Origin of the sequence: Asticcacaulis sp. EMRT-3 (assembly GCF_030027245.1) — a bacterium.
Taxonomy (GTDB): Bacteria; Pseudomonadota; Alphaproteobacteria; order Caulobacterales; family Caulobacteraceae; genus Asticcacaulis.
In genome coordinates, this window is record NZ_JASERT010000001.1 from 18065 (window position 1) to 40695 (window position 22631).

General features: G+C 61.9%; 22 protein-coding genes and 1 other RNA gene. 2 read left to right on the forward strand and 21 right to left on the reverse strand.

Features of this window, described 5'->3' with window-relative positions:
• Positions 1 to 23: 23 nt before the first annotated feature.
• The 12 genes from QB905_RS00100 to QB905_RS00155 form a co-directional block, all read right to left on the reverse strand.
• Positions 24 to 1133: an AI-2E family transporter gene (locus QB905_RS00100; RefSeq protein WP_282972540.1), complete on the reverse strand. Its 1110-nt coding sequence runs from the start codon at positions 1131 to 1133 to the stop codon at positions 24 to 26.
• Between the two features lie 3 nt (positions 1134 to 1136).
• Positions 1137 to 2276 carry an undecaprenyldiphospho-muramoylpentapeptide beta-N-acetylglucosaminyltransferase gene (gene murG, locus QB905_RS00105; protein WP_282972541.1) on the reverse strand — a complete coding sequence of 380 codons (1140 nt, stop codon included), beginning with the start codon at positions 2274 to 2276 and terminating at the stop codon, positions 1137 to 1139.
• Positions 2277 to 2359: 83 nt separating this feature from the next.
• Positions 2360 to 3520, reverse strand: a complete 1161-nt coding sequence (locus QB905_RS00110) for an FtsW/RodA/SpoVE family cell cycle protein (protein WP_282972542.1) — start codon at positions 3518 to 3520, stop codon at positions 2360 to 2362.
• A 169-nt stretch (positions 3521 to 3689) separates the two neighbouring features.
• The gene (murD, locus tag QB905_RS00115) at positions 3690 to 5117 is read right to left on the reverse strand and encodes a UDP-N-acetylmuramoyl-L-alanine--D-glutamate ligase (protein WP_282972543.1); all 1428 of its coding nucleotides are present in this window, start codon (positions 5115 to 5117) and stop codon (positions 3690 to 3692) included.
• A 12-nt stretch (positions 5118 to 5129) separates the two neighbouring features.
• Positions 5130 to 6242, reverse strand: coding sequence for a phospho-N-acetylmuramoyl-pentapeptide-transferase (gene mraY / locus QB905_RS00120; protein ID WP_282972544.1), 1113 nt, complete (start codon positions 6240 to 6242; stop codon positions 5130 to 5132).
• 11 nt (positions 6243 to 6253) lie between these two features.
• The gene (locus tag QB905_RS00125) at positions 6254 to 7663 is read right to left on the reverse strand and encodes a UDP-N-acetylmuramoyl-tripeptide--D-alanyl-D-alanine ligase (protein ID WP_282972545.1); all 1410 of its coding nucleotides are present in this window, start codon (positions 7661 to 7663) and stop codon (positions 6254 to 6256) included.
• 65 nt (positions 7664 to 7728) lie between these two features.
• The gene (locus QB905_RS00130) at positions 7729 to 9195 is read right to left on the reverse strand and encodes a UDP-N-acetylmuramoyl-L-alanyl-D-glutamate--2,6-diaminopimelate ligase (RefSeq protein ID WP_282972546.1); all 1467 of its coding nucleotides are present in this window, start codon (positions 9193 to 9195) and stop codon (positions 7729 to 7731) included.
• A complete protein-coding gene (locus tag QB905_RS00135) occupies positions 9195 to 10952 on the reverse strand; it encodes a peptidoglycan D,D-transpeptidase FtsI family protein (protein WP_282972547.1) in 1758 nt (585 codons plus the stop codon). The genes QB905_RS00130 and QB905_RS00135 overlap by 1 nt, the downstream gene beginning before the upstream one ends.
• A complete protein-coding gene (gene ftsL, locus QB905_RS00140; RefSeq protein ID WP_282972548.1) occupies positions 10949 to 11428 on the reverse strand; it encodes a cell division protein FtsL in 480 nt (159 codons plus the stop codon). Before ftsL ends, QB905_RS00135 begins: the two co-directional genes overlap by 4 nt.
• A gap of 8 nt (positions 11429 to 11436) precedes the next feature.
• On the reverse strand, positions 11437 to 12426 hold the full coding sequence (rsmH, locus tag QB905_RS00145) for a 16S rRNA (cytosine(1402)-N(4))-methyltransferase RsmH (RefSeq protein ID WP_282972549.1): 990 nt from the start codon (positions 12424 to 12426) through the stop codon (positions 11437 to 11439).
• Complete coding sequence (locus QB905_RS00150) at positions 12426 to 12884, reverse strand: division/cell wall cluster transcriptional repressor MraZ (RefSeq protein WP_282972550.1); 459 nt, start codon at positions 12882 to 12884, stop codon at positions 12426 to 12428. The genes rsmH and QB905_RS00150 overlap by 1 nt, the downstream gene beginning before the upstream one ends.
• 263 nt (positions 12885 to 13147) lie before the next feature.
• Complete coding sequence (locus QB905_RS00155; protein WP_282972551.1) at positions 13148 to 13582, reverse strand: hypothetical protein; 435 nt, start codon at positions 13580 to 13582, stop codon at positions 13148 to 13150.
• 252 nt (positions 13583 to 13834) lie between these two features.
• On the opposite strand from QB905_RS00155, the gene QB905_RS00160 reads away from it, so the two are divergent.
• Positions 13835 to 14410: a S24 family peptidase gene (locus tag QB905_RS00160; protein WP_282972552.1), complete on the forward strand. Its 576-nt coding sequence runs from the start codon at positions 13835 to 13837 to the stop codon at positions 14408 to 14410.
• Between the two features lie 7 nt (positions 14411 to 14417).
• Here QB905_RS00160 and rnpB read toward each other — a convergent pair.
• From rnpB to QB905_RS00185, 5 genes are all read right to left on the reverse strand, one after another.
• Positions 14418 to 14813: RNase P RNA component class A (gene rnpB / locus QB905_RS00165), an RNA gene on the reverse strand.
• A 34-nt stretch (positions 14814 to 14847) separates the two neighbouring features.
• Entirely contained in the window at positions 14848 to 15234 is a 387-nt protein-coding gene (locus QB905_RS00170) for a DUF423 domain-containing protein (RefSeq protein WP_282972553.1), read from the reverse strand.
• A 1-nt stretch (position 15235) separates the two neighbouring features.
• Positions 15236 to 16015 carry an N-acetylmuramoyl-L-alanine amidase gene (locus QB905_RS00175; protein WP_282972554.1) on the reverse strand — a complete coding sequence of 260 codons (780 nt, stop codon included), beginning with the start codon at positions 16013 to 16015 and terminating at the stop codon, positions 15236 to 15238.
• 42 nt (positions 16016 to 16057) lie between these two features.
• Entirely contained in the window at positions 16058 to 16399 is a 342-nt protein-coding gene (locus tag QB905_RS00180; RefSeq protein WP_282972555.1) for a hypothetical protein, read from the reverse strand.
• A gap of 211 nt (positions 16400 to 16610) precedes the next feature.
• Positions 16611 to 17294, reverse strand: a complete 684-nt coding sequence (locus QB905_RS00185; protein WP_282972556.1) for a TerB family tellurite resistance protein — start codon at positions 17292 to 17294, stop codon at positions 16611 to 16613.
• 173 nt (positions 17295 to 17467) lie between these two features.
• On the opposite strand from QB905_RS00185, the gene QB905_RS00190 reads away from it, so the two are divergent.
• On the forward strand, positions 17468 to 18370 hold the full coding sequence (locus QB905_RS00190; protein WP_282972557.1) for a hypothetical protein: 903 nt from the start codon (positions 17468 to 17470) through the stop codon (positions 18368 to 18370).
• A 12-nt stretch (positions 18371 to 18382) separates the two neighbouring features.
• On the opposite strand, the gene QB905_RS00195 is transcribed toward QB905_RS00190, so the two are convergent.
• The 4 genes from QB905_RS00195 to QB905_RS00210 all read right to left on the reverse strand — a co-directional run bounded on the left by QB905_RS00195 (position 18383) and on the right by QB905_RS00210 (position 22625).
• Positions 18383 to 18664: a type II toxin-antitoxin system RelE/ParE family toxin gene (locus tag QB905_RS00195; RefSeq protein WP_282972558.1), complete on the reverse strand. Its 282-nt coding sequence runs from the start codon at positions 18662 to 18664 to the stop codon at positions 18383 to 18385.
• Positions 18664 to 18897 (reverse strand): CopG family ribbon-helix-helix protein, encoded by a 234-nt coding sequence (locus QB905_RS00200; RefSeq protein ID WP_282972560.1) that lies wholly within the window; start codon positions 18895 to 18897, stop codon positions 18664 to 18666. The genes QB905_RS00195 and QB905_RS00200 overlap by 1 nt, the downstream gene beginning before the upstream one ends.
• A 78-nt stretch (positions 18898 to 18975) precedes the next feature.
• Positions 18976 to 21639, reverse strand: coding sequence for a methionine synthase (metH, locus tag QB905_RS00205; RefSeq protein WP_282972561.1), 2664 nt, complete (start codon positions 21637 to 21639; stop codon positions 18976 to 18978).
• Positions 21636 to 22625, reverse strand: coding sequence for a D-alanine--D-alanine ligase family protein (locus tag QB905_RS00210; RefSeq protein WP_282972563.1), 990 nt, complete (start codon positions 22623 to 22625; stop codon positions 21636 to 21638). The genes metH and QB905_RS00210 overlap by 4 nt, the downstream gene beginning before the upstream one ends.
• Positions 22626 to 22631: the final 6 nt, after the last annotated feature.

Here is a 22631-nt window from a genome sequence, read left to right on the forward strand (position 1 = left end):
TACGGGAGGCGGATCAGCCCGCTTTAGCCCATCGGGCCGGGGCTGTCACTTGTCGTTTTCGGCCTGCGCCGGAAGCTTTCCTTTAAGCTGCCACCCGGTGCTTCGACGCCATCCCGGCCCGTATAGAGCTTGCGGATCAGGGTATAGAGGATCACGGTCAGCGGCATGGCGAAGATCACGCCCATCGCCCCCATCAGACCGGCAAAGCCGATCACGGCGAACAGGGTGACGATGATCGGGATAGAGGCGATGCGCCTTTGCACGATGGGCGTGATGAAATTGCTTTCCAGATGCGACACGCCGGCATAGACGACCAGCGCCCACAACACCGTCTGCCAGCCCGACATGGCGGCCAGCAAAAGCCCCGGCACGGCCGAAGCCACCGGCCCGACAATCGGTACGAACTGCGCCAGTCCGGCCATCAGGCCCAGGGTCAGGGCCGAGGGCAGGCCGACGATCCACAAACCGACGCCGGTCAGGGTGCCGACCAGCACCATTGAGATGAACTGGCCGATAAACCATAGGCGAAGCGCATGGCCCGCCGTGTTCATGGCCTCGCACGCCCGCGGTTTATGACGTTCGGCGAACAGGAACACCACGCCGTCGCGGTAACGGCCGGGATTGATGGCCAGGATAATCCCGGCCACCAGCGCCACGAAGATATTGGCCACCGACGACAGCACATTGCCCGCGATCAAAGACAGTTTGGACATGACCGTGCCGGTCTGGTGACCCAGGGCATCGACCTGATCCTTGATCTGCGATCCGATGACCGAGCTTTCCAGCTTGAGCTGAAGCGCCGCCCAGGCGGCAGGCAATTGAGTCAGCAGGGTCTGGGTCTGGTCGGTCAGTTCGCGGCCAAACAGATAAAAGGTAACGGCCAGCAGCGCCAGCACAGCCACCAGTACGGTCAGCACGGCGAAGGTGTCGTTGAGCGGCGTATATTTGATCAGCGGTTCGGCCAGGGCGCGCAGCACGGTGGCGATGACGATGGCGCCAAAGATCAGCAGCCATAGCCCCATCAGCTTGAAGACAAGAAACGCCCCGGCTATGGCCAGTATCACAAACAGAACGCGCTGGATAAAGCCGCGATTCAGGGCGTCGGCGGGCGGGGTGGCGGGCATACGGGCCATGCTCTAACCTTCCCTGACGCGGGCGACGGTGCGCTCGACCAGATCGGCCATCTGGCGCGCCGCATCGGGCCGGGCCACCGAACGCGCCGCCTGAGCACGCAGCGGCAACAAGTCAGCGCCCTCGATCAGGGTGCGGATTTCATCGGCCAGATGCTGCGCCGTCACATCCTGCTCGCGGATAACGATGGCGGCCTTGGCGGATTTCAGCACCTCGGCATTCCAGGTCTGGTGGTCGTCGGCGGCGATCTTCAGCGGGATCAGCACCGAAGGCCTGCCCGCCACCGCCAGTTCGGAACAGGTGGAAGCGCCAGAGCGGGCAATGACGATATGGGCGCGGCCCAGCCGCTCGGCCATATTGTTGAAAAACGGCGCGATCTCGGCCTCGATGCCCGCCGCCTGATAGACGGCCTCGGCCTCGGCCACCTGTTCGGCGCGCGTCTGTTGCTCGACATGCAGCTTGATGCGCAGCGAAACCGGCAACAGCGCCAGCGCCTGCGGCACGGTCTGCGACAGGATTTTCGCGCCCTGCGAGCCGCCGGTGATCAGGATGCGGATCGTCTTGTTAATTGCCGGATAGGGCTGGTCATACAGGGCGCGAATATCGGGCCGTACCGGATTGCCGACCACCTGCACCCGGCCTTCGAGTGTGGCAGGTGCCATGCGCAGCACCGGGAAGGCGCAGGCCATAGCGTCCACCTTGTCGGCCAGTTGCCGGTTGGAGCGGCCCAGCACCGAATTCTGCTCGTGGATCAGGGTAATGTCCTTGCGCGACAGGGCCGCCATCAGGGCCGGATAGGACGGATAGCCGCCAAAGCCGATCACCGCCCACGGCTTCAGGCGCTTGAAGGCCTTGCGCGCCTGCATGATGCCCAGCCCGATCTTGACCGATGCGCGCGCCATGCCGATGGGGTCGAACTTTTTGAACGTGGCGGCTTCCAGCGACAAACGCTCTTTCGCCGGGAAGTTTTCGGCAAAGGCGGCGCCGCGTGCATCGGAGGCCAGCACCACCTCCCAGCCGCGGCTGATCAGTTCGCTGGCCAGGGCCTCGGCGGGAAAGAGATGGCCGCCCGTGCCGCCCGCCGCCACCACGGCCAGCGGCTTGTCAGCGAAGGAAGACGGTTTGCGGCGTGGGTGGCTGGCCAAACTTAATATCCCCGGAAATGATGGTTCAGATCAGCATCACAATAGCGAGTCCGGTATAAAAAGCGAATACCAAGCGCAACCTCTTACCATTTCGACGGATCGTCGGGCGCGGTGATTTCCTCATTACGCTTGCGCGTCAGGGCCAGGATGAAACCGAAGCACAGACCCATAGCCAGCATGGACGAGCCGCCATAGGAAATAAACGGCAGAGTCATGCCCTTGGGCGGAATCAGGCCGAGATTGACCGAGATATTGATCAAAACCTGCACGCCCAGCATGATATAGAGGCCCGACGTGGCGATCTGGCGAAACGGATCCTGCATGGCCATCGCCTTGAGCAGGCCGCGCACCACGATAAAGGCGAAAATGCCGATGATGATCAGGGTCAGCCACAGGCCGTATTCTTCGCCCACCACGGAATAGATGAAGTCAGTATGCAGGTCGGGGATATATTTCTTCATCACCCCTTCATTGAGCCCCACGCCCCAGATGCCGCCATTGGCGATGGCAGCCTTGGCGGCATTGACCTGAAAGTGGGCGGCGGCGTCGGGCGTGATGAAACCCATGATGCGGGTGCGAAAGTGCGGCTGGATGAAGAACAGGCCGACCAGACCCGACACCGCCGCCGCCCCCATGCCGATGATCCAGCGGAACGGCACGCCGGAAATGAAGAAGCAGGCCCCGAACACGATGGTGATCAGGATGCTTTGCCCGACATCGGGCTGGATCAGCAACAGCAGAATCGCCATCGCATACAGCATCATGGCCACGGTGACGCCCGGCACGCCCTTGCCCTTCTGGCCTTCGCAGAACATCCAGGCGATCAGCACGATCAGGGCGGGCTTTAAGAATTCCGATGGCTGAAGCGCGACAGGCCCCAGAGCCAGCCAGCGCCGACCGCCCTTGGCGTCGTGGCCGATCAGCGGCAAAAGCGCCATAATGGTCAGGGCCACGCCATAGACCAGCACCGACACGCGCTTGACGCCTTTCAGCGACAGCCTGGACACGGCGATCATGCAGCCCATGGTCAGCAGCACGAATACGAACTGCCGCTTGGTGTAGTAGAAATCGTCAGGGCTGCCGATATGCAGCACCGCCACCGGCGAGGTGGAAAAGGAAAAGAAGAAGCCCAGCACCATCAGAATCAGCACCAGGGCCAAGGTGACGCGGTCGAGCGTCCACCACCAGATGGCGGTGGGCGAGCGATCCGTGCGCGTAAACGGATGGGCGGAAACCTGATTCATGAACGCAATCCTGGCGGAGGCCGACCCGATCCTGCCCGCCGTCGGCTCTGGCGGACGGACAGCGTGATTTCGGGATACTGAAACAGGATTCAGCAAGGCGTGGTTAATATGGCCTTAAGCGACCGTGGGATTCACACGAAAATCTGAAGCCTGTCGCGCAAAACGTCTCTCAGCCCGGCGCGTGTTCCGCGCCGGTCACCGCCGCCGAACGGGCGATCTCTTCCACCGCCGTCTTGAAAGCGTCGCCGCGCGCCTCGAAATCGCTGAACTGGTCGAATGAGGCGCAGGCCGGTGAAAACAGCACAATCTCCTCTTGGCCGCTTTTCTCGGCCTCGGCATAGCTTTGCGCCACGGCGGTGAACAGATGGCGCGACTGGAGGGTGGGCGCGCACCCGCCGATAGTTTTTTCAAACAGTTCCGCCGCCTCGCCGATCAGGAAGGCCTGTTTGACGCGCGGAAACAGGTCACGCAGATCTTCGATGCCGCCCGCCTTGGCGCGACCCCCGGCGATCCAGTAAAAACGCTCGAAACTCGACATGGCCTGACGCGCCGCATCGGCATTGGTCGCCTTGGAATCGTTGATGAAGCGCACCTTGCCGATACGGCCAATCTCCTGCATCCGGTGATCGAGGCCGGGAAAGCTGAACATGCCGGCAATAATGGCGTCGGCATCAAGCCCCAAAGCCTTGCAGGCGGCATAGGCGGCGGCGGCGTTTTGCCAGTTGTGACGGCCGGTCAGCGTGCGTACGCGCTTTAAATCGATGATCTGGCGGGCGCGCACTCCCGTGCCGTCGTACAGCACGCCGTTCAGCGCATAGACGCCGTGGCCCAGCGTACGGCGCGACGAGATTGGCACCAGTTTGACCGGATGGTTCAGGCGCATCTCGCTGATCAGGGCGGCAGTATAGTCGTCATCGGCACCGATCACCGCCACCTGCTCCGCCGTCTGGTTCATGAAGATGCGGCGCTTGGCCTCGATATAGCCCGCCATGCCGCCATGACGATCCAGGTGGTCAGGCGAAAAATTCATCAGCACGGCCACATCAGGCCGGAAGGTCTGGGTCAGATCGAGCTGATACGAAGAGGTTTCGATCACATAGACCGAACCGGCGTGCATATCGGGCAGGTCGAGCACGCCGATACCGATATTGCCGCCGACATGCACATCCTTGCCCGCCGCTTTCAGGATGTGGCCGATCAGGGCCGTGGTCGTCGATTTGCCATTGGTGCCGGTGATCGCCACCACCTTCGGACGCTTATGCTCCGGCAGGGCATTCAGTGTGCGCGCGAAAAGCTCGATGTCGCCCAGCACCGGCACGCCCGCGCCCTGCGCCAGCCTGACCGTCCAGTGCGGTTCGGGATGGGTCAGCGGCACACCCGGCGACAGCATCAGGGCGTCGATCTCCGACCAGTCGCTGTTTTGCAGGTTCTCGACGGTAAAGCGCTCTTTCGTCGCCGCCATCACCGAGGCCGGCTTGTCGTCCCACAAAACAGGCTCGGCCCCGCCTGCCTTCAGGGCGCGCGCCGCCGACAGCCCCGAACGGCCCAGTCCGAAAATGGCGACTCGCTTGCCTTCAAAGCCTTTGACGGGGATCACAGTACAAACTCTCTATCTGATTTTCAGCGTGGCCAGCCCGACCATAGCCAACATGGCAGCGACGATCCAGAAGCGGATCACCACGGTCGATTCGGCCCAGCCCAGCTTTTCATAATGGTGATGAATCGGCGCCATCAGGAAGACGCGCTTGCGGGTCAGCTTGAAATAGCCCACCTGAATCATCACGGACAGGGCCTCGACGACAAAAAGCCCGCCGATAATGGCCAGCACGATCTCATGCTTGACCGTCATGGCCACAGCGCCCAGACCACCGCCCAAAGCCAGCGAGCCGGTATCGCCCATGAAGATTTTGGCGGGCGGGGCATTGTACCACAAAAAGCCCATGCCGCCGCCGATAATGGCGGCGCAGATCACCGCCACCTCGCCCGCGCCCGGCACATAGTGGATGATCAGATATTCGGCGAACTTGGCATTGCCGACCAGATAGGCAATCAGCACAAAAGCGCCTGCCGCGATCATCACCGGCACAATGGCCAGCCCGTCCAGCCCGTCGGTCAGATTGACAGCATTGGATGCGCCGACAATCACCACCACGCCCATAACGATGTAAAACAGGCCCAGATCCCAGATGAAATTCTTGAAGACCGGAATGACCAGCGAGGTGGCCAGATGCGGGGCATCGGGCGGAGCCGGTGAATAATACATGATGACGAGGGTGGCGATGACCGCGATCACACTCTGGGCCAGCAACTTCTGGATCGAGGTCAGGCCCGCCGAGGTCTGTTTGGTCACCTTGGCGTAATCATCGATAAAACCGAGCAGGCCGAACGACATGGTGACGCCGAAAACCACCCAGGCGCTGGCCGAATGCGGATCGACCCACAGGATGGTGGCTACGGCGATCCCGGCCAGAATCATCAGCCCGCCCATAGTCGGCGTGCCCTTCTTGGTCAGCAGGTGCGAGGCGGGGCCGTCTTCGCGGATCGGCTGGCCCTTGCCCTGCTTGGCGCGCATCCAGCGGATAAAGCGCGACCCCATGCCCACCGACACGATCATGGCGGTGATCATGGCCAGAAAGATACGCACGGTCTGATAGCGCATCAGATTGATCAGCGGCCAGTGCTGGTGCAGATTGGATACGTGTTCATACAAAAGATAGAACATGAAGCGCCTTATTATGTTTGGTGTGTGCCGATGCCCATAAGCGCTTTTGCGACCAGACCGGCCTTTGAGCCGTTCGATCCCTTTATCATGATCATATCGCCCGCTTGCAAGCCTTCAATCACGCAAGGCGCCAGATCGGCGGCGGCGGGCATCCAGGCCCCGCGCACAGCCTGCGGCAGGGCGTCCCACAGATGTTTCATCAGCGGCCCCGCCAGATAGACCTGATCGATGTCGAGATTTGCGATCACCGGCGCGAGCCCAGCGTGCAGTTCCGCCGCATCGGGGCCCAGTTCGAGCATATCGCTCAACACGACAATTTTGCGTGATCCGGGCGCGCGGGCGCGATCACCGAGGCTGTGCAGGGTGGCAGCCATCGACACGGGATTGGCGTTGTAGCTTTCGTCGATCAGCGTGATCTGACCGCCCCTGAACGGGACACTTACCACCTTGCCACGGCCTTCCAGCGTCTCGAACCCTTCGAGCGCGGCCAGGCCGGTATCGAGATCGACATCGAGCGCTTCCAGCATCAAAAGCGCCGCCAGCGCATTGACGGCCTGATGGCGGCCGGTATGCGACAGCGAAAAAGCGATGTCGCGGCCATGAAACCGCGCGCGGATTTCGGCGCGGTCGCCTGCCATCTGATGCGCCATGAGCTGGGCATCGACGCCGCCGCCTTCGCCAAAGGCCGCCACCAGAGCGCCTGCACCACGCGCCGCCGTGGCCAGATAGTCAAACCATTCGTTATCGGCATTGAGAATGGCCAGACCGCCGGGCTTGAGGCCATCGAAAATCTCGGCCTTGGCGCGCGCCACGCCCGCTTCGCCATCGGGGAAGTTTTCCGTATGCACCGCGCCCACCGTGGTGATGGCGACGGCGTGGGGCGCTACATATTGCGACAGGGGCGTGATTTCGGCGGCGTGATTCATGCCGATTTCAAAAACGGCGCGCTCCGTATCGGCCGGCATCCGCGCCAGGGTAAGCGGCACGCCGATATGGTTGTTGAAGCTCTTGACCGCCGAATGGGCACGTCCGGCCCGCTTCAGCCCCTGCATCACCATCTGGGTGACGCTGGTCTTGCCGACGCTGCCGGTCACCGCGCCGCGATGGCACTGTGGCGCGCGTTCGCGGGCAAACACCGCCATCGCCTCAAGGGCTGCCTGCACATCGGGCACCAGCAGGCATGGGCCGCCTTCAACCGGGCGCTTGACCACGGCGATGGCGGCCCCCGATGCGAAGGCCTGGGCCACGAAATCATGGCCATCGCGCGCGCCTTTCAGCGCCAGAAACACATCGCCGGGCAACAGCGCGCGGCTGTCGAAATTAACACCACGGGTCGCCGCCGCCCCGCCGCCTGGCCCCATCAGGGTGCCGCCTGTGGCCTGCACCAATTCCGCAAATGTCCATAAGGGCCTGTCAGCCATTGTGCATCCTGTCCGGCATGTGAGGCTTTATTGAACCTGACTCCGGTTTTTAGGCAAGCGCCGTTTTACATCGCGGCCAGCGCCGCCCGCACCACGCCGACATCATCGAATGGCAGGGTTTTGGTGCCGATCATCTGGCCCTGTTCGTGGCCCTTGCCCGCCACCACCAGCACATCACCGGTTTTCAGGCCGCTGATTGCCTCGAAAATCGCCGCCTTGCGGTCACCGATTTCGATGGCATTCTTATCCATGCCGGCCAGCACCTCGGCGCGGATGGAGCCCGGCTCTTCGCTGCGCGGATTATCGTCGGTCACGATGGCGCGGTCGGCCAGTTTCGCCGCAATGGCGCCCATCAAGGGTCGCTTGCCGCGATCACGGTCACCACCGCAACCGAACACACATACCAGTTGGCCGCGCGTATGCGGGCGCAGCGCCTTCAGTACGGTTTCGAGCCCATCGGGCGTATGGGCGTAATCGACATAGATTTCCGCGCCGTTCGACCGCGTTCCGGCGCGCTCCAGCCGTCCGCGCGCCCCCTTCAGCGTGGCCAGAGCCGCGATCACCGCTGTCGGGTCTTCGCCCGCCGCAATGGCTAATCCCGCCGCCACCAGCGCGTTCGATGCCTGAAACAGACCGGCCAGGGGCAGCTTGACCTCATGCTTGCGGCCCTGATGTTCGAGATAGAGGATCTGGCCATCCACCGTCAGGTCGCGCCCGGTCAGCATCAGGCCGCGCCCGCGCTCGCCGACGCTCATGATGCTCAGGCCTGACAGAACCGACATGGCGGAAAAGGCGTTATAACTGTCGGAATCGGCATTGAGAACGGCGGTTTTGCCGCGTGGCAACAGATGTTCAAACAGGCGCAGCTTTACGGCGCGATAGGCGTCCATCGTCGCGTGATAATCGAGATGATCCTGCGTCAGGTTGGTAAAACCGGCCGCAGCAAGCGAAACACCATCGAGCCTGCGCTGATCAATGCCGTGCGATGAGGCCTCCAGCGCCACATGGGTGACGCCGTCCCGCGCCAGTTCGGCCAGATGGCGCGCTACATCGGCCGCGTCCGGCGTGGTCAGGCCCGGCGCGGTGATGGCGATTTCCGCACCATCGGCATTTTGCCGCACCAGCCCAAGCGTGCCCATGCTGGCGCTGGCATGGCCAAGCTTTGCGAAAATCTGGCGGCAGAAGGTGGCCACGCTTGTCTTGCCATTGGTGCCGGTCACCGCCACGCACACTTTCGGCTGCACGCCGTAAAAGGCTCTGGCCGCCAGGGCATAGGCGCGGCGCACATCCGATACCTGCACCACCACCGATTCACCGCTTTCCAGACCCGCCGGGCCATCGGGCGCCAGGATCGCCGCTGCCCCCTGCCGGATCGCCTGCGGAATGAAATCGCGGCCATCGCGCTGACTGCCCGGCAGCGCGCAGAACAGCGTGCCTTGCGCCACCTTGCGGCTGTCTGCCGTCACGCCCGTCACCACCGGATCACGATCCAGGTCACGGCGCAGGATTTCGGAGAGGCGTTGGGCGCTCATCACTCGTTGGCTCCGGTCGTATCCTCGACCCGAACAGGGGCCTTGTCCCAAAGCGGATCGCTGAACTTGTCCTCGACGCGGTTCACACCCAGAAACGGGGCGATCCGTTCAATCACATGTCCGGCCACGGGTGCTGCCACATAGGCGGCCAGCCTCGATCCGTTCGAATTGGGCGAACCTTGCGGTGAGTCGTACAGGATCAGCACCATATATCGGTCGCTGTCCACAGGCCCGTCGGTCGGGAAGACGGCGGCGAAGGACGAAATATCATCCGATGTATAGCGGCCATTGACCGGCTTTTGCGCCGTACCCGTCTTGCCGCCGACGCGAAGCCCCGGCACATTGGCGCGCGTGCCGCTGCCCTTGACCACATTGTCGCGCATCAGATCGAGCATGGTGCGCGTGGTCGTGGGCGAAAAGACGCGCGTACCGCCCAGCGGCGAGGTGCCGTCATATTTATGGATGGTGAGCGGGCGCAGATAACCGCCATTGAGCACAGCGTCGGCGGCCTCGACATAAGACAGCGGCGTCACCGCCATCGCCTGACCAAAGGCGCTCGACGCCAGATCATTATCCGTCCAGCGGCGCGGCAGGATCGGCGGCGCGGGCTCGACGAACTCACTGTCGGCGGCATGGAAAAGGCCGAGGGCCTTGTAATATTGCGTCATCCGCGCGGCACCCACCGCCAGGGCGATCTTCGATGTGCCGATATTCGACGAATGGATGAACACGTCTTCCAGCGTCATCAGTGTGGTGGACATGTGGTCGTCGTGAATCTTGCGCGTGCCGATCACAAGCGGCTGGCGTGCATCATAGACCGAGTTCATCGTGGCCACGCCCGTATCGAGGCCGACGCCGATCGAGATCACCTTGAAGATCGAACCGACCTCGAAACGATCAACCGAGGCATGGTTGCGGCGCTGCTGGTCGCTGAAGGCGGCCGGGCGGTTGAGATCGAAATCGGGCCAGCTCGCCAGGGCCAGAATTTCACCGGTGCGTACATTGGTGACGATACCGACGCCGGACAGGGCGCGCTGATCGACGCCACCGGCGCGCAGTTCGTTTTCCAGAGCGCCCTGCACGCGCAGATCCATAGCCAGGGTCACGGGCTGGTCACGCACAGCCTGGGCGCTGATCTGGCTGTTCAGCGCTTTTTCCGCGCCCGACATGCCGCCGCCGCCGCGCATGGTCATGCCGATATAGGCCGAACCGGTTGAGCCGAGCGGATAATTGCGCACGCGATGCGCTTCGAAGCTGACACCCGGCAGGCCATAGCTCAATATGCGCTGGCGATCATCTTCCTGAATATTGCTGGTCAGCAGCATCCGGCTGCGACCGCGAAAAATACGGGCGATCTGATCATGGTTCACATCGGGGAACAGCCGGGTCAGCGCCGCCTCGACCAGACCGCGATCCTGCGCGGTCATGTTGCCCGGATTGACGAACAGATTATAATCATCGACATCGGTGGCCAGAAGCCGTCCGTTGCGGTCAACAAGCTGGGCGCGGGCATTGGGTTCGACGGTCAGGGAAGGGCCTCGGCTCTTATCGCCGGACAGCGCGCCGCGTGTGGCGAAACCGGCCAGACAGACAAAGCCGACCACCAGCCCGACCAGCAGAATAAAGATGCGCATCCGGGCGCTGCGCGCCTTGGCGCCGGTGGCATTGGCGCGTTCGAACGCATGTTCCACCTTCCAGACGCGGTCGGCGACCCATTGAAAACCGGACTGAGTGGATTCAAACAGCGACAGGCTCATGGTCTGGCCCCATCTTTGGCCCCGTCTTTGGCCCCGTCTTGGCTCCCGTCTTGGCTCCCGTCATCGCTGATCGGCAGGGCGCGATTGCCGTCCAGGGTCATATCGGCGGCGGGCGCTGTGGCCGGTGGGGCGGGCGGCGTGGCATAGACAGGGGCGGGCCTGGATGTGGTCTGCGAAATCTGACTGATCGCGTTGAGATCGGTTTCATGACTGGGTGCCACCGGCTTCATGCCCAGATAGGTGACCGCCAGATCTTCAAGCCGTTGCGGGCGTTCGAGCTGCGCCACATTGATTCTCAGCGCATTGACCGCCGCCTGCTGGGCGCTGATCTGATCATCCAGATCATTGAGGCGGCGAATATCGTCGCCTTCGCGCACCTTCGACATGAAGACCCAGAAGAACATAACCAGAAGCAGGGCCACCCCGACCAGTTCGATCAGGCGAAACCCGCGGATCCGCTGTTCAAAAATGCGCATGAGCCCGTTCATGTGCGAGCCTTTCTGCGTGACGCGCTGGCAGGAGGTGATGAGGGTTCGGATGGCGCGGCGGTACGCCTTGCCGCGCGCAGCTTGGCCGAACGGGCGCGCGGATTGGCCGCCGCCTCCGCCGCCGAGGCCTGCACGGCCTTCGGTGTGATCAGTTCATACAGGGGGACGACCGTGCGTACCGTCTGCGGCGTGTGACGCGAGCCCTGCGGCAGGCGACCGCCTTGCGCATTGAAGAAGGTTTTGACGATACGGTCTTCGAGCGAATGAAAGGTAACAACCGTAAGAACACCCTGCGGATTCAATAAATTAGCCGCCGAGTTTAACGCCTGTTCCAACTCACCCAACTCATCATTGACCGCAATGCGCAGGCCCTGAAACGTGCGCGTGGCCGGGTGAACGGGCGCGCCGCGACGGCCGCCCAGCGCCTTTTCCACGACCTCGGCCAGGTCGAGCGTCTGTTCGAACGGACGTTCTTCGCGGCGGCGCACAATGGCGGCGGCAATGCCGCGTGACTTGCGCTCCTCACCATACAGCCAGATCATGCGCGCGATCTCATCCTTGTCTTCGAGATTGACAATATCGGCGGCGCTGCGCCCATCCATGCTCATGCGCATATCGAGCGGCCCGTCGCGCATGAAGGAAAAGCCACGCTCCGCCTCATCAAGCTGCATACTCGACACGCCAATATCGAGCACGATGGCGTCGCAATGAGAAATGCCCAGTTCGGCCAGCCCCTCGCTCATTTCCGAGAAGCGGCGATTGATCCAGCGAAAGCGATCGGGAAAATCGCGCCGCAGGGCTTCGACATAGGGCTGCACACGCGCATCACGGTCAAAAGCCACCACCTCGGCGCCGGCTTCCAGAAAGGCGCGCGAATAGCCACCGGCTCCGAAAGTGCCGTCCACCACCAGCCTGCCTTCAAGCGGGCCAAGCGAGGCCAGAACTTCGGGCAACATGACGGACAGGTGGGCAGGGGGCTGATTCATCAGAACAGATCCTCCCGTCTGGCGAAGGCCGCTCCGACCAGGGCCGCCTGTTCGGCCTCGAAGGTTTTGTAAGCGTCCGGATTCCATATCTGGAAGGACTCACCCAACCCCGCAATCAGCACATTGCCGCTCAGACCGAAGCGTTCACACAGCGCTTCCGGCAGGGTGATGCGCCCCGCCGTATCGAAGCTGAGGCGCTGCATGGCGGCATAGAAGCGATGCTCCAGGGCTTTGCGGGTCGGCGAAAATTTCGGATATTCGTTAATGACATCGCGGTAACCGGCGAAAAACGCCGCGCCACCGCATTCGATACAGGCGGCATCAATCGCCGCGAAACAATAGAGCCCCTCGAAAGGCTCCACGCCGTCATGCGCAGTCAGGGCGGCCGCGCGGAAATCCTGCGGCACCAGAAGTCGCCGCTTCGCATCCAATGGCTTCTCGTGACTGGAGAGAAACACCGCCCAATGTCGCGCCTTTCAGGCCCGCTCCCTGTCTTAACACCCATCCGAACGCGCAACCGGCCCCTCCGGCCAGATTACTCGGACCGGTTACGGTTAACATGGGATTAAGTGGGATGCAATGACTCTAAATGACTCTGAGGCGAGAATTGGGCCGGGTTTTAAAAGGTGTTTCCTGAAAGACGCAGAACGCAGGCAGAACAAATCCCAGTCTAACCCACTGTGGATAAGTAAAGGCGAAGGCTCATGACTTGCGCCCCCCTTCAGGCCTGCCGCTCGGCCCGCGCTTCGCGGCGCGCCAGGATCATCAGCCGCCCGGTGACCGAATTAACGCTGCGCCGAAGCGCCTGAGCAATGCGGCTTTGCGACTGCCCGGCGCAGGCCAGGGCCAGCAGGCGCTCATCTTCCGTCCGCGTATAGAGCCGCACCAACCGCCCGGCGCGAACATAGGCGCTCGGCTGTTCGGGCACGCGGCGCAGGGCATAAAGCCTGTCGGGCGGCTCAGCCCCCAGGCGCAGGCAATGCCATTCGATCAGGCTTTTCTTGACGCCAAAGCGCGCGGCGATGGCCGTCATCGTCCAGCCCGCCTCACGTAAAGCTACGACCTCATCGATCTGAGCATCGCTCAGCCTGCGGCCGCCGCGATGCGATATTGCACTTTGACCGTGCGAATCCATAATAATGGAGGTATCCTGCATGGATGCACCACCTTTCTGTTCCACAATTTCGAAATGCGACCGCGCGGCATCTGGCCGCACTGCCGCATCACCGGCGCGGGAAGGCCATGCCGGTCAAGGGTTTGTACGCATTATACTATGAGGAAAGCCATAATTACGAATGGATCATTCGTAATTATGGATAATGATCACAAAAGCGATTCCGGTCAAGAAAATTTCTCCTTAAAGGAGCAATTTTCAATTCGATTCAATCTATTGTTGCGCTCAAAAGGCTTGTCGCAGGCCGAACTGAGCCGCCTCACCGGTGAGGGCGCGTCCAAGATCAATGAGTATTCGAAAGGTCGAATCCTGCCCTCGGCGATCACCGCCATTGCTCTGGCCGAGGCGCTCGACGTGTCGGTGCCCTATCTGATGCTGGGGCGCGCCGGCGTGCCTGATGCGGCCCGCAGCGTGCCAATTCTCGACGCCAGCCACGCTCTGCCCGGCGAACGCAACGACCTGAAACTGTACAGCGCCCAGATGACGCTCGACGATCACCTGATGCGTCAGATCAGCCGCGATACGACCGACGGCCTGATCATGGTGCGCGCCGAAGGCGACAGCATGGCGCCACTGATCACCGACGGCGCGCATGTGCTGATCGACCGTCAGGATCGCCGCCTGCGCGAAGGCGTGTTTGCCTTGCGCATCGGCGATGACCTGCGCATCAAGCGGCTGCGCCCGGTCGGCATCGGCGGAATCGAGATGATTTCGGACAATCCGGTCTATCCGCCCGAACGCTTTGAAGGCGCGCTTCTCAGCCATGTGGCGATCATCGGCCGTGCCCTGTGGACGGGCACGCGGCTGTAAAGAATGGTGGATCAGACGACCTGTAAGCCGGGTTCTGTTCGGCGGGCGTGCCCGAAAGCCCGCCCGCTCTGGTGATCATTCCTCTTGGCCGTCCATTGCTGGAAAGCTCACGCAACCTACCCGAACGGTCTGGGGCGGTAATGCCCTGCCTCCATGACTGGAGGCGCGCCGTTCCTATTTGGTCTTGCTCCTGACGGGGCTTGCCATGCCGTTTGCCGTTGCCGGAAACGCGGTGCGCTCTTACCGCACCGTTTCACCCTTGCCGCGCCGGAACGCGGCGGTCTGTTCTCTGTGGCGCTATCCCTGGGGTCGCCCCCGGCGGGTGTTACCCGCCGCCATATTACCGTGGAGCCCGGACTTTCCTCAGGCTGCCAAGGCAGCCCGCGATCACCCGGTCGTCTGATCCGCCGTCCTTTTGCGCGCAATCGCCGCTGAAATCAAGCGTCGCCGTCGCGCAGCAACGGCGTGATCGCCAGGGCCAGCCAGCCCAGGACGGTGATGCCGCCGCCAATCGGCGCCAGCAGCGCCAGTGGTGACACGCCAAGCATAGCGTGCAGCCCGATCTCAAACGCGAACAGGCCCGATCCGAGCAGCATCAGCGCAATCGGCAGCGAACGCCGCCAGCCAGCTACGAGAGGTGAGCCGATCAGCCCGATCACCACAGCAGCGTGAAACAGCAGGAACATGCCACCCGTGGCCAGTATGCCGGTGCGCGGCGGATGCGAGCCCGCCGCCAGCATGATCACGCCCGCCAGCCCCCACAGGCCGGCCAGTGATAAAATGATCCTCTGCCCCCGCCTATCCCTTGGTTCATGAGTATCCATATCAAACCTCCAAAAGCGTAATGTGGCGCAGCAGCGCCATCAGGGTGACGCGCAGGCGCGCATCGGCGCGGCCTTCCAGCGCCGTACCGATCTGATCGGGCAGCCAGTGGCGCTGAAAAGCGGTGACGATGGTGGCGGTCGCCTCGTCATAAGGCCCGCCGGGCAGGAGATTGTAACCGAGCTTGCCTAAAGCCGCCTGAAGCGAAAAAACCCCCAACCCGCCTTCGCCCAGACCCAGAGGCGGCCCCATCACCCCTTCGGGTGGCATATCGGGTGTAACCCACAGGCCATGCCCATGCCGCGCCAGCACCTCCCACGGGAAGCGTTCGCCGGGATCGGTCTTGCGGTCGGGTGCCACATCGGAATGGGCCAGAATGCGATGATCGGCAATATCCCAGCGGGCGCGGATTCCATCGAGCAGGCCGATCACCGCGTCGATCTGGACGGCAGGAAAATCACGATAACCGAATTCATGGCCGGGATTGACGATCTCAATGCCGATTGCGGCGTCATTGATGTCGGTTTCGCCTTTCCAGTAAGACAGGCCAGCGTGCCAGGCGCGGCGTTCCTCGGCCACCAGCCGGAAGATGCGGCCATCTTCCTCAACAACATAATGGGCTGAAACCTGGGCCTGCGCATCGCACAGACGCGCCATAGCCTCGGCGCCCGTGGCCATGCCGGTATAGTGCAGCACCACCATCGAAGGCGGGCCCTTGCGCATGTTGAAATTGGGCGAGCTATAGTCGCCGGAAATCGGGGGGGAGTTGGGGGGCAGGCTCATGGCCTCAGATGTAAGACCTCAGGCGCGTTTTTGCCAGAGGTTTCAGTACACCTGCCAGGTGGAACCGGTCTTGCGCGCCACATAGACGCCCTTGCCATTATCCGTCTTGTGACGACCGCGCACCGTCACGCGAACCGGCTTGCGCGACACAAAGGCCATCAGCCCCATCAGGCCGAGGCCCACAGCACCGGCCACAGCCACCGAGGCGGCGAAGATCACCAGCAGCACCGATGCCGCCAGGGCCGCGAGGCCAAGCGCCGTCATGGCCATGCCATATAGCACGCGCGACACCAGATTCCGCTGGCGCATATTGCCCCACGGACGGTATTGGCCGGAAAAAGTCGCCCTGGTGAAGGTGACGAAGGGAGTGTCACTTTTGGTCATACGCATAAACCTCGGTCGTTCGGCATTCTAACCGTGAAAACCTTCACAAGATGCCAACGCTAAAGACGAAAACACATCATCTGCATTACAGATTGGCACGAATATGACCGGCGTCAACCTCGCACCCGCAGCAATAGGCATAAATTAAGACATTTTTAACCCAAAAAACAGGGCGCGTGCATAAAAAGCGAACCTTACCAGAGACTTGCCCCTATGAGGCCAGAAGTTGTCTTTCCTTCACAATCTGGTCATAAGCCTGATTGATGCGTGATGTGCGCTGCGTATAGAGCGGTTCGAAATCGGCGGGCAGGCCACGGGCGCGGATGCGGTCGGGGTGAAACTCGGTCAGGCGGGCGCGGCGGGCAAGGCGGATCTCGTCGTCACTGGCCGCGGCGGTCAGGCCCAGCACGTCATAGGGATCGTCCTCGGCGGGCGGCGCATAGCCAGCGCGGATGCGGCGATAGGTGGCGCGTGTAAAGCCGAACAGATCGGCCACGGTTTCGAGATAGGTTTCCTCGGCATCGCTGAGATGACCGTCCGAAACGGCGATATGAAACAGGCCTTCCAGCACGTCTTCGAGGATTTGCGGGCAGGTCGCGTATTTTTTCGCCAGACGGCGGGCATAGGATTCAAAGCCGTGCGTCGTCTGGCGCGCCAGATCATACAGGCGCATGACATCGCGCTGCGCCGTCTCATCAGGCTGAAAAACGTGCAGAAAAGCGGTTTGCTCGACCTCATGCGCCAGACCGTCGGCCATAGCCAGCTTGGCACCGAGCGCGGTGACGGCGGTGGCGAAGGCCGGGTCGGCCCCCGGCGGCCCCTTCGGGCATTCGGTGCACTCGGCCGGGTCGAATTGACGCGCCGCCAGCCGGGCCAGATTTTTCCAAAACAACATGCGGACGATCCTTGAAGCACACCCTATAACCTGTTTTACGCTGGAATGTGCGCCTAAGTTTCGCAAGCTGTACGAAAAAGGCAGCAAAAAAGCGGCGAACCGGGCGATTTTATGCCTTAGTTGCTGTATAGACCGTGAATCTATTCCCACATGGCACGATCTGGAGTTCCTCCTTGCGCTTACTGAAACCGGTTCACAGCAAAATTCTGGCCAGCCTTGCTGTGTCCAGTTTGGCCGTCTCCATACTCGCCCTGTCCGCCGCGTCGGCGGGTGCGAAAATCACCCATGCCAAACCGGTCGCGCCCAAACAGGCCTCCAGGGCGCAGGGCCAGGTTCAGAAGGCCCCCGAAGCCGCCGCCAACCAGGGTACGGGCAATGGCCGCAATGCCGATGGCAGCCTGCATATGCCGACCCTGGCCGACGCGCCCAAGGGCGATTTCGCGCTGGTGGCCTGGTGTCATGGTGTTTTGTCGGGCGATATGGAACTGGCCGATCTCATCAATCCAGTACTGCCCACCGACGACCAGTTGCAACTGATCGGCGAATCGTACCTGCGCGCCTATGAGGCCGCGCTCACCCTGTCGGGCAAGGGAAAATCGACCGCCGAACACAAGGTGGCCGAGGATGCGCGCCAGTTCGGCTATAATCAGTGGGCCGCCGCGCGCAAGGCCCCGCTGAAGGAGGCCGCCGGCCTCTATATCAACTGGCAGCTTCCCGGCGAATGCGAAAAGGCCGCCGTGCGCCTGTCGGGTCACCCCAATCTGTTCGCCGAAATGGCCACGGACGAGGAAGCCGACGCCATCGAAAAAGTGATGAATTCGGGCGGGCCGCATGATCTCGACGAAAAGCCGAAGCCTGTTCTGACTGCCTCAGCCGCGCCCGCCGATCCCAATGCGCCACTGTCCGCCAATACACTGGGCCGCCAGGTCGATCTGGCCGACGCCTTGCCGAAAATGACGCCCGCGCCCGCCGCTTCCAGCAGCTCAAGTTCCAGCGCCGCCCCGCGCGACGACAAACGCAAATGGTCGGAAGGCCTGGCCTATCGCCTCGGCTGGACGGACAAGCCGGGTAAGTAAGGCCACTTAAGCCTAACGATCCTCCCGCATATGCCAGATGCGCAGAATAATCAGTTCATCCGCGGCGATTTCATAACGCACCTCATAATCGCCAATGACAAGTGAGCGCACCTCACGCGGCGCATAGTCATCAAGCCTGAGGCCTTTTTGCGGATATTCGGGCAAGGTCTTGATGGCGGCATCCAGCATCTTCACGATACGTTTGGCGGCATCAGGATTGACCGCTTTCAGGAAGGCATGGAGACGCAGGAGATCACGCTGCGAAACCGACAGCCAGCGCAGACGCACCGCCATTAGTCGAGCCCGTCAATCCAGGCATCAATCACACCCTGTTCGACAAACTGGCCCTCATCGACCTCTTTCAAGGCCTCCAACGTCATCTGATGATGCCTGTCTTCGAGGCTGATCCAGGATTGCAGGGCCTGTTTGATAATCCAGCCGCGCGGTCGCTCCAGCCGTTCGGCAGCGGCATCGACAGCTTCGGCCAGCTCAATTGGTATATGGGCGGTAACGGTACGGGTCTGCATAACGGATCTCGAACGGAAACTTACATCAGTGTCCGCTCTTAATCAGGTTTCGTCAATCCGATTAAAAGTGATTTTTCGTCAGTCCGGCACGTAGTTGAGGATCGGTGACAGCCAGCGCTCGGCTTCATCAACCTGCCAGCCCTTGCGGCGGGCATAGTCGGCTACCTGATCCTTTTCGATCTTGCCGACGCCGAAATAATGGGCCTTCGGATGGGCGAAATAGAGGCCCGAAACCGAGGCCGCAGGCGTCATGGCCAGCGATTCCGTCAGTTCCATACCGGTGCGGGCCGGCGCATCGAGCAGATCGAACAGGGTCCATTTTTCCGTATGGTCGGGCTGGGCCGGATAGCCGGGCGCGGGCCGGATGCCGCGATATTTTTCACCGATCAGATCTTCGACGGCTAAGGTTTCGTCGGGCGCATAGCCCCACAGTTCGCGCCGCACCCTTACATGCAGGGCCTCGGCGAAGGCTTCGGCCAGCCGGTCAGCCAGGGCCGTGGCGAGGATGGCGTTATAATCATCGCCCGCCGCCTTGAATTTTTGCGCCATCTCCATCTGGCCGTGGCCCGCCGTGACGGCGAAACCGCCGATCCAGTCGGGCGTGCCATATGGTGCGATGAAATCGGACAGAGCCGCATTGCTCTGATCGGCGCGCGGCTTCTTCATCTGCTGACGCAGGCTGTGCAACACGGCGATCGGTTCGCCGCGTTCCTCGTCGCCATAGACCTCAATATCGTCGTCATCCGTGGCATTGGCGGGCCAGAAACCGACCACGCCGGACGCCGTGTACCATTTTTCGTCGATGATCTGCTTCAGCATATCTTGCGCGTCTTTGAAAAGCTCGCGCGCCGCCTCGCCGACGATCTCATCATCCAGAATGGCCGGATATTTGCCCGCCAGTTCCCAGGTCGAGAAGAACGGCGTCCAGTCGATATAGTCGGCCAGATCGTGCAGATCATAGGGCGAGAAGGTCTTCAGGCCCAGAAACGACGGCTTGACCGGCGGCTCGGCCTGCCAGTCGATCCTGAAGCGATTGGCGCGCGCCTCGATAAGCGATGAGCGCGGCTGGGAGTTGCCCTTGCCATAGGCTTCGCGCACCCGCACATAATCGGCCTTGGTCTGGGCCTTGAAATCCGCGCTTTCCGTGTCGCTGAGCAGGTTCGACACCACGCCGACGGCGCGCGAAGCATCGAGCACATAGACCACCTGATTATTGTGGTAGCCCGGCTCGATCTTGACCGCCGTATGGGTTTTCGAGGTGGTGGCCCCGCCGATCAGCAGCGGAATATCGAAGCCCTGACGCTGCATCTCACGCGCCACGAACACCATCTCGTCGAGCGACGGCGTGATCAGGCCGGACAGCCCGATCATATCGACCTTGTGCGCCTTCGCCTCAGCCAGAATCCGGTCGGCAGGCACCATGACGCCGAGGTCGATCACTTCGTAATTGTTACATTGCAGCACGACGCCGACGATATTCTTGCCGATGTCGTGGACATCGCCCTTCACCGTCGCCATCAGGATCTTGCCCGCCGCCTGATAGGTGCCGCCACCAGCCACATGCAGGGCCTTTTCGGCCTCCATGAACGGCATCAGCCAGGCCACGGACTGCTTCATCACGCGGGCCGATTTGACCACCTGCGGCAGGAACATCTTGCCCGAACCGAACAGGTCACCAACCACATTCATCCCGGCCATCAACGGCCCTTCAATGACGTGCAAAGGCCGCTCAGCAGCCAACCGCGCCTCCTCGGTATCGGCGTCGATAAATTCCGTAATGCCATGCACCAGGGCGTGCGACAGGCGCTCTTCCACCGTGCCTTCGCGCCAGGCCAGATTGACCACCGGCGCCACACCCTTTTCGCCTTTGTATTTCGGGGCGATCTCCACCAGATATTCGGTATTGGTAATATTATGGCGCTGCTGGCGATTGAGGATCACATCCTCGACCGCCTGACGCAGTTCGGGGTTGATGTCGTCATAGACCGGCAGGTCACCGGCATTGACGATGCCCATATCCATGCCCGCCTGGATGGCATAGTAGAGAAAAACGCTGTGGATGGCGCGGCGCACCGGTTCATTGCCACGGAACGAGAAGGACACGTTCGACACGCCGCCCGAAATGCGCGCATAGGGCAAATTGGCCTTGATGACCTTGACGGCCTCGATGAAATCGACAGCGTAATTATTATGCTCGTCGATGCCGGTGGCGACCGCAAAGATATTGGGATCGAAGATAATATCTTCCGGCGGAAAACCGACCTCATCGACCAGCACGCGATAGGCCTTGGTGCAGATTTCGATCTTGCGCGCCGCCGTATCGGCCTGACCGATCTCGTCAAAGGCCATCACCACCACGGCTGCGCCATAGCGCATACAGGCGCGGGCCTGTTCCTTAAACTTATCAAGCCCTTCCTTCATCGAGATCGAATTGACGATGGCCTTGCCCTGCACGCATTTCAGACCGGCTTCGATCACCTCCCATTTCGAGGAGTCAATCATCACCGGCACGCGGGCAATATCAGGTTCGGCGGCCATCAGATTGAGGAAGGTGCGCATGGCCACGGCCGAATCGAGCAGGCCTTCGTCCATATTGACGTCGATCACCTGCGCCCCGGCCTCGACCTGCTGGCGCGCCACGGCCAGAGCCGCCGTGTAATCGCCCTCGACGATCAGTTTCTTGAACTTGGCCGAGCCGGTGACATTGGTGCGTTCGCCGATATTGATAAAAACAGGAGTCAAAGCACCGTCCTCTTAATAGCCAGTTCGATCTGCCCATGCAGGAAATCGACAAAATCAATGCCCTGCGCCTTGAGCGACTTCGGATAGAGCGAGGCGCGGGTCAGCCCCGGCAGGGTGTTGGTTTCCAGATAGACCGGCCCGTTCTGGCCGATGATGAAATCGGAGCGCGAATAGCCACGGCACGACAGGGCCTTGTGCGCGAGGATGGCCAGACGCTGCAAATCAACATTGATTTCAGGCGCAAACCGCGCCGGGCAGATTTCCTGCGTGCTGCCCGCCAGATATTTGCTCTCATAATCAAAGCTGCCCGACGCGGTGATGATCTCGACCGGCGGCAGGGCGATCAGCGCGCCATCGGCCTGTTCCAGCACGCCGCACGTCGATTCATGCCCGCTGATAAACGGCTCGATCACATAGGCTTCGCGCAGGGCCGCCCGACGCACCGCCACCAGATCCTGCGCCGATTGCACAAACATCAGACCGTAGCTCGAACCTTCCTGAGTCGGCTTGGCCACCAGCTTGCCATAATGGGTCAGCGCCTCATCGGCTTCATCGAGCGTCAGCGTGGCGGGCGATCCCACCCCGGCCAGACCGGCAAAGCGCTTGGCGGCGGTCTTGTCAAAAGCGAGGTGCGAGGCCGCCGAGCCGGAGCCGGTAAACGGGATGCCCCGCTGCTCACACAAGACCTGAAACTCGCCGTTTTCGGGCGCGCCGCCATGCAGGCCCAGCACCAGAACGCGATCCTCCGCCGCCGCCCGGTCAAGCGCCTGAGGCAGGGGGCCGAGCAACGCCCCATCAGCCCGGAAAGCCACCTCAAACGGCCGCTCATGGCCCAGCACCGCCTCGCGCGACGCTGCATAGACGCGGTCATCGGCGTCCCAGAACCACAGCTCGGCGTCCGGCAGGGCTTCGGTCAGGGCCTGGGTGGTGGCCACGGCCACCAGACGCTCGCGGCCATTGCCGCCGAAAAGGATCGTCGTCTTCATCACGGC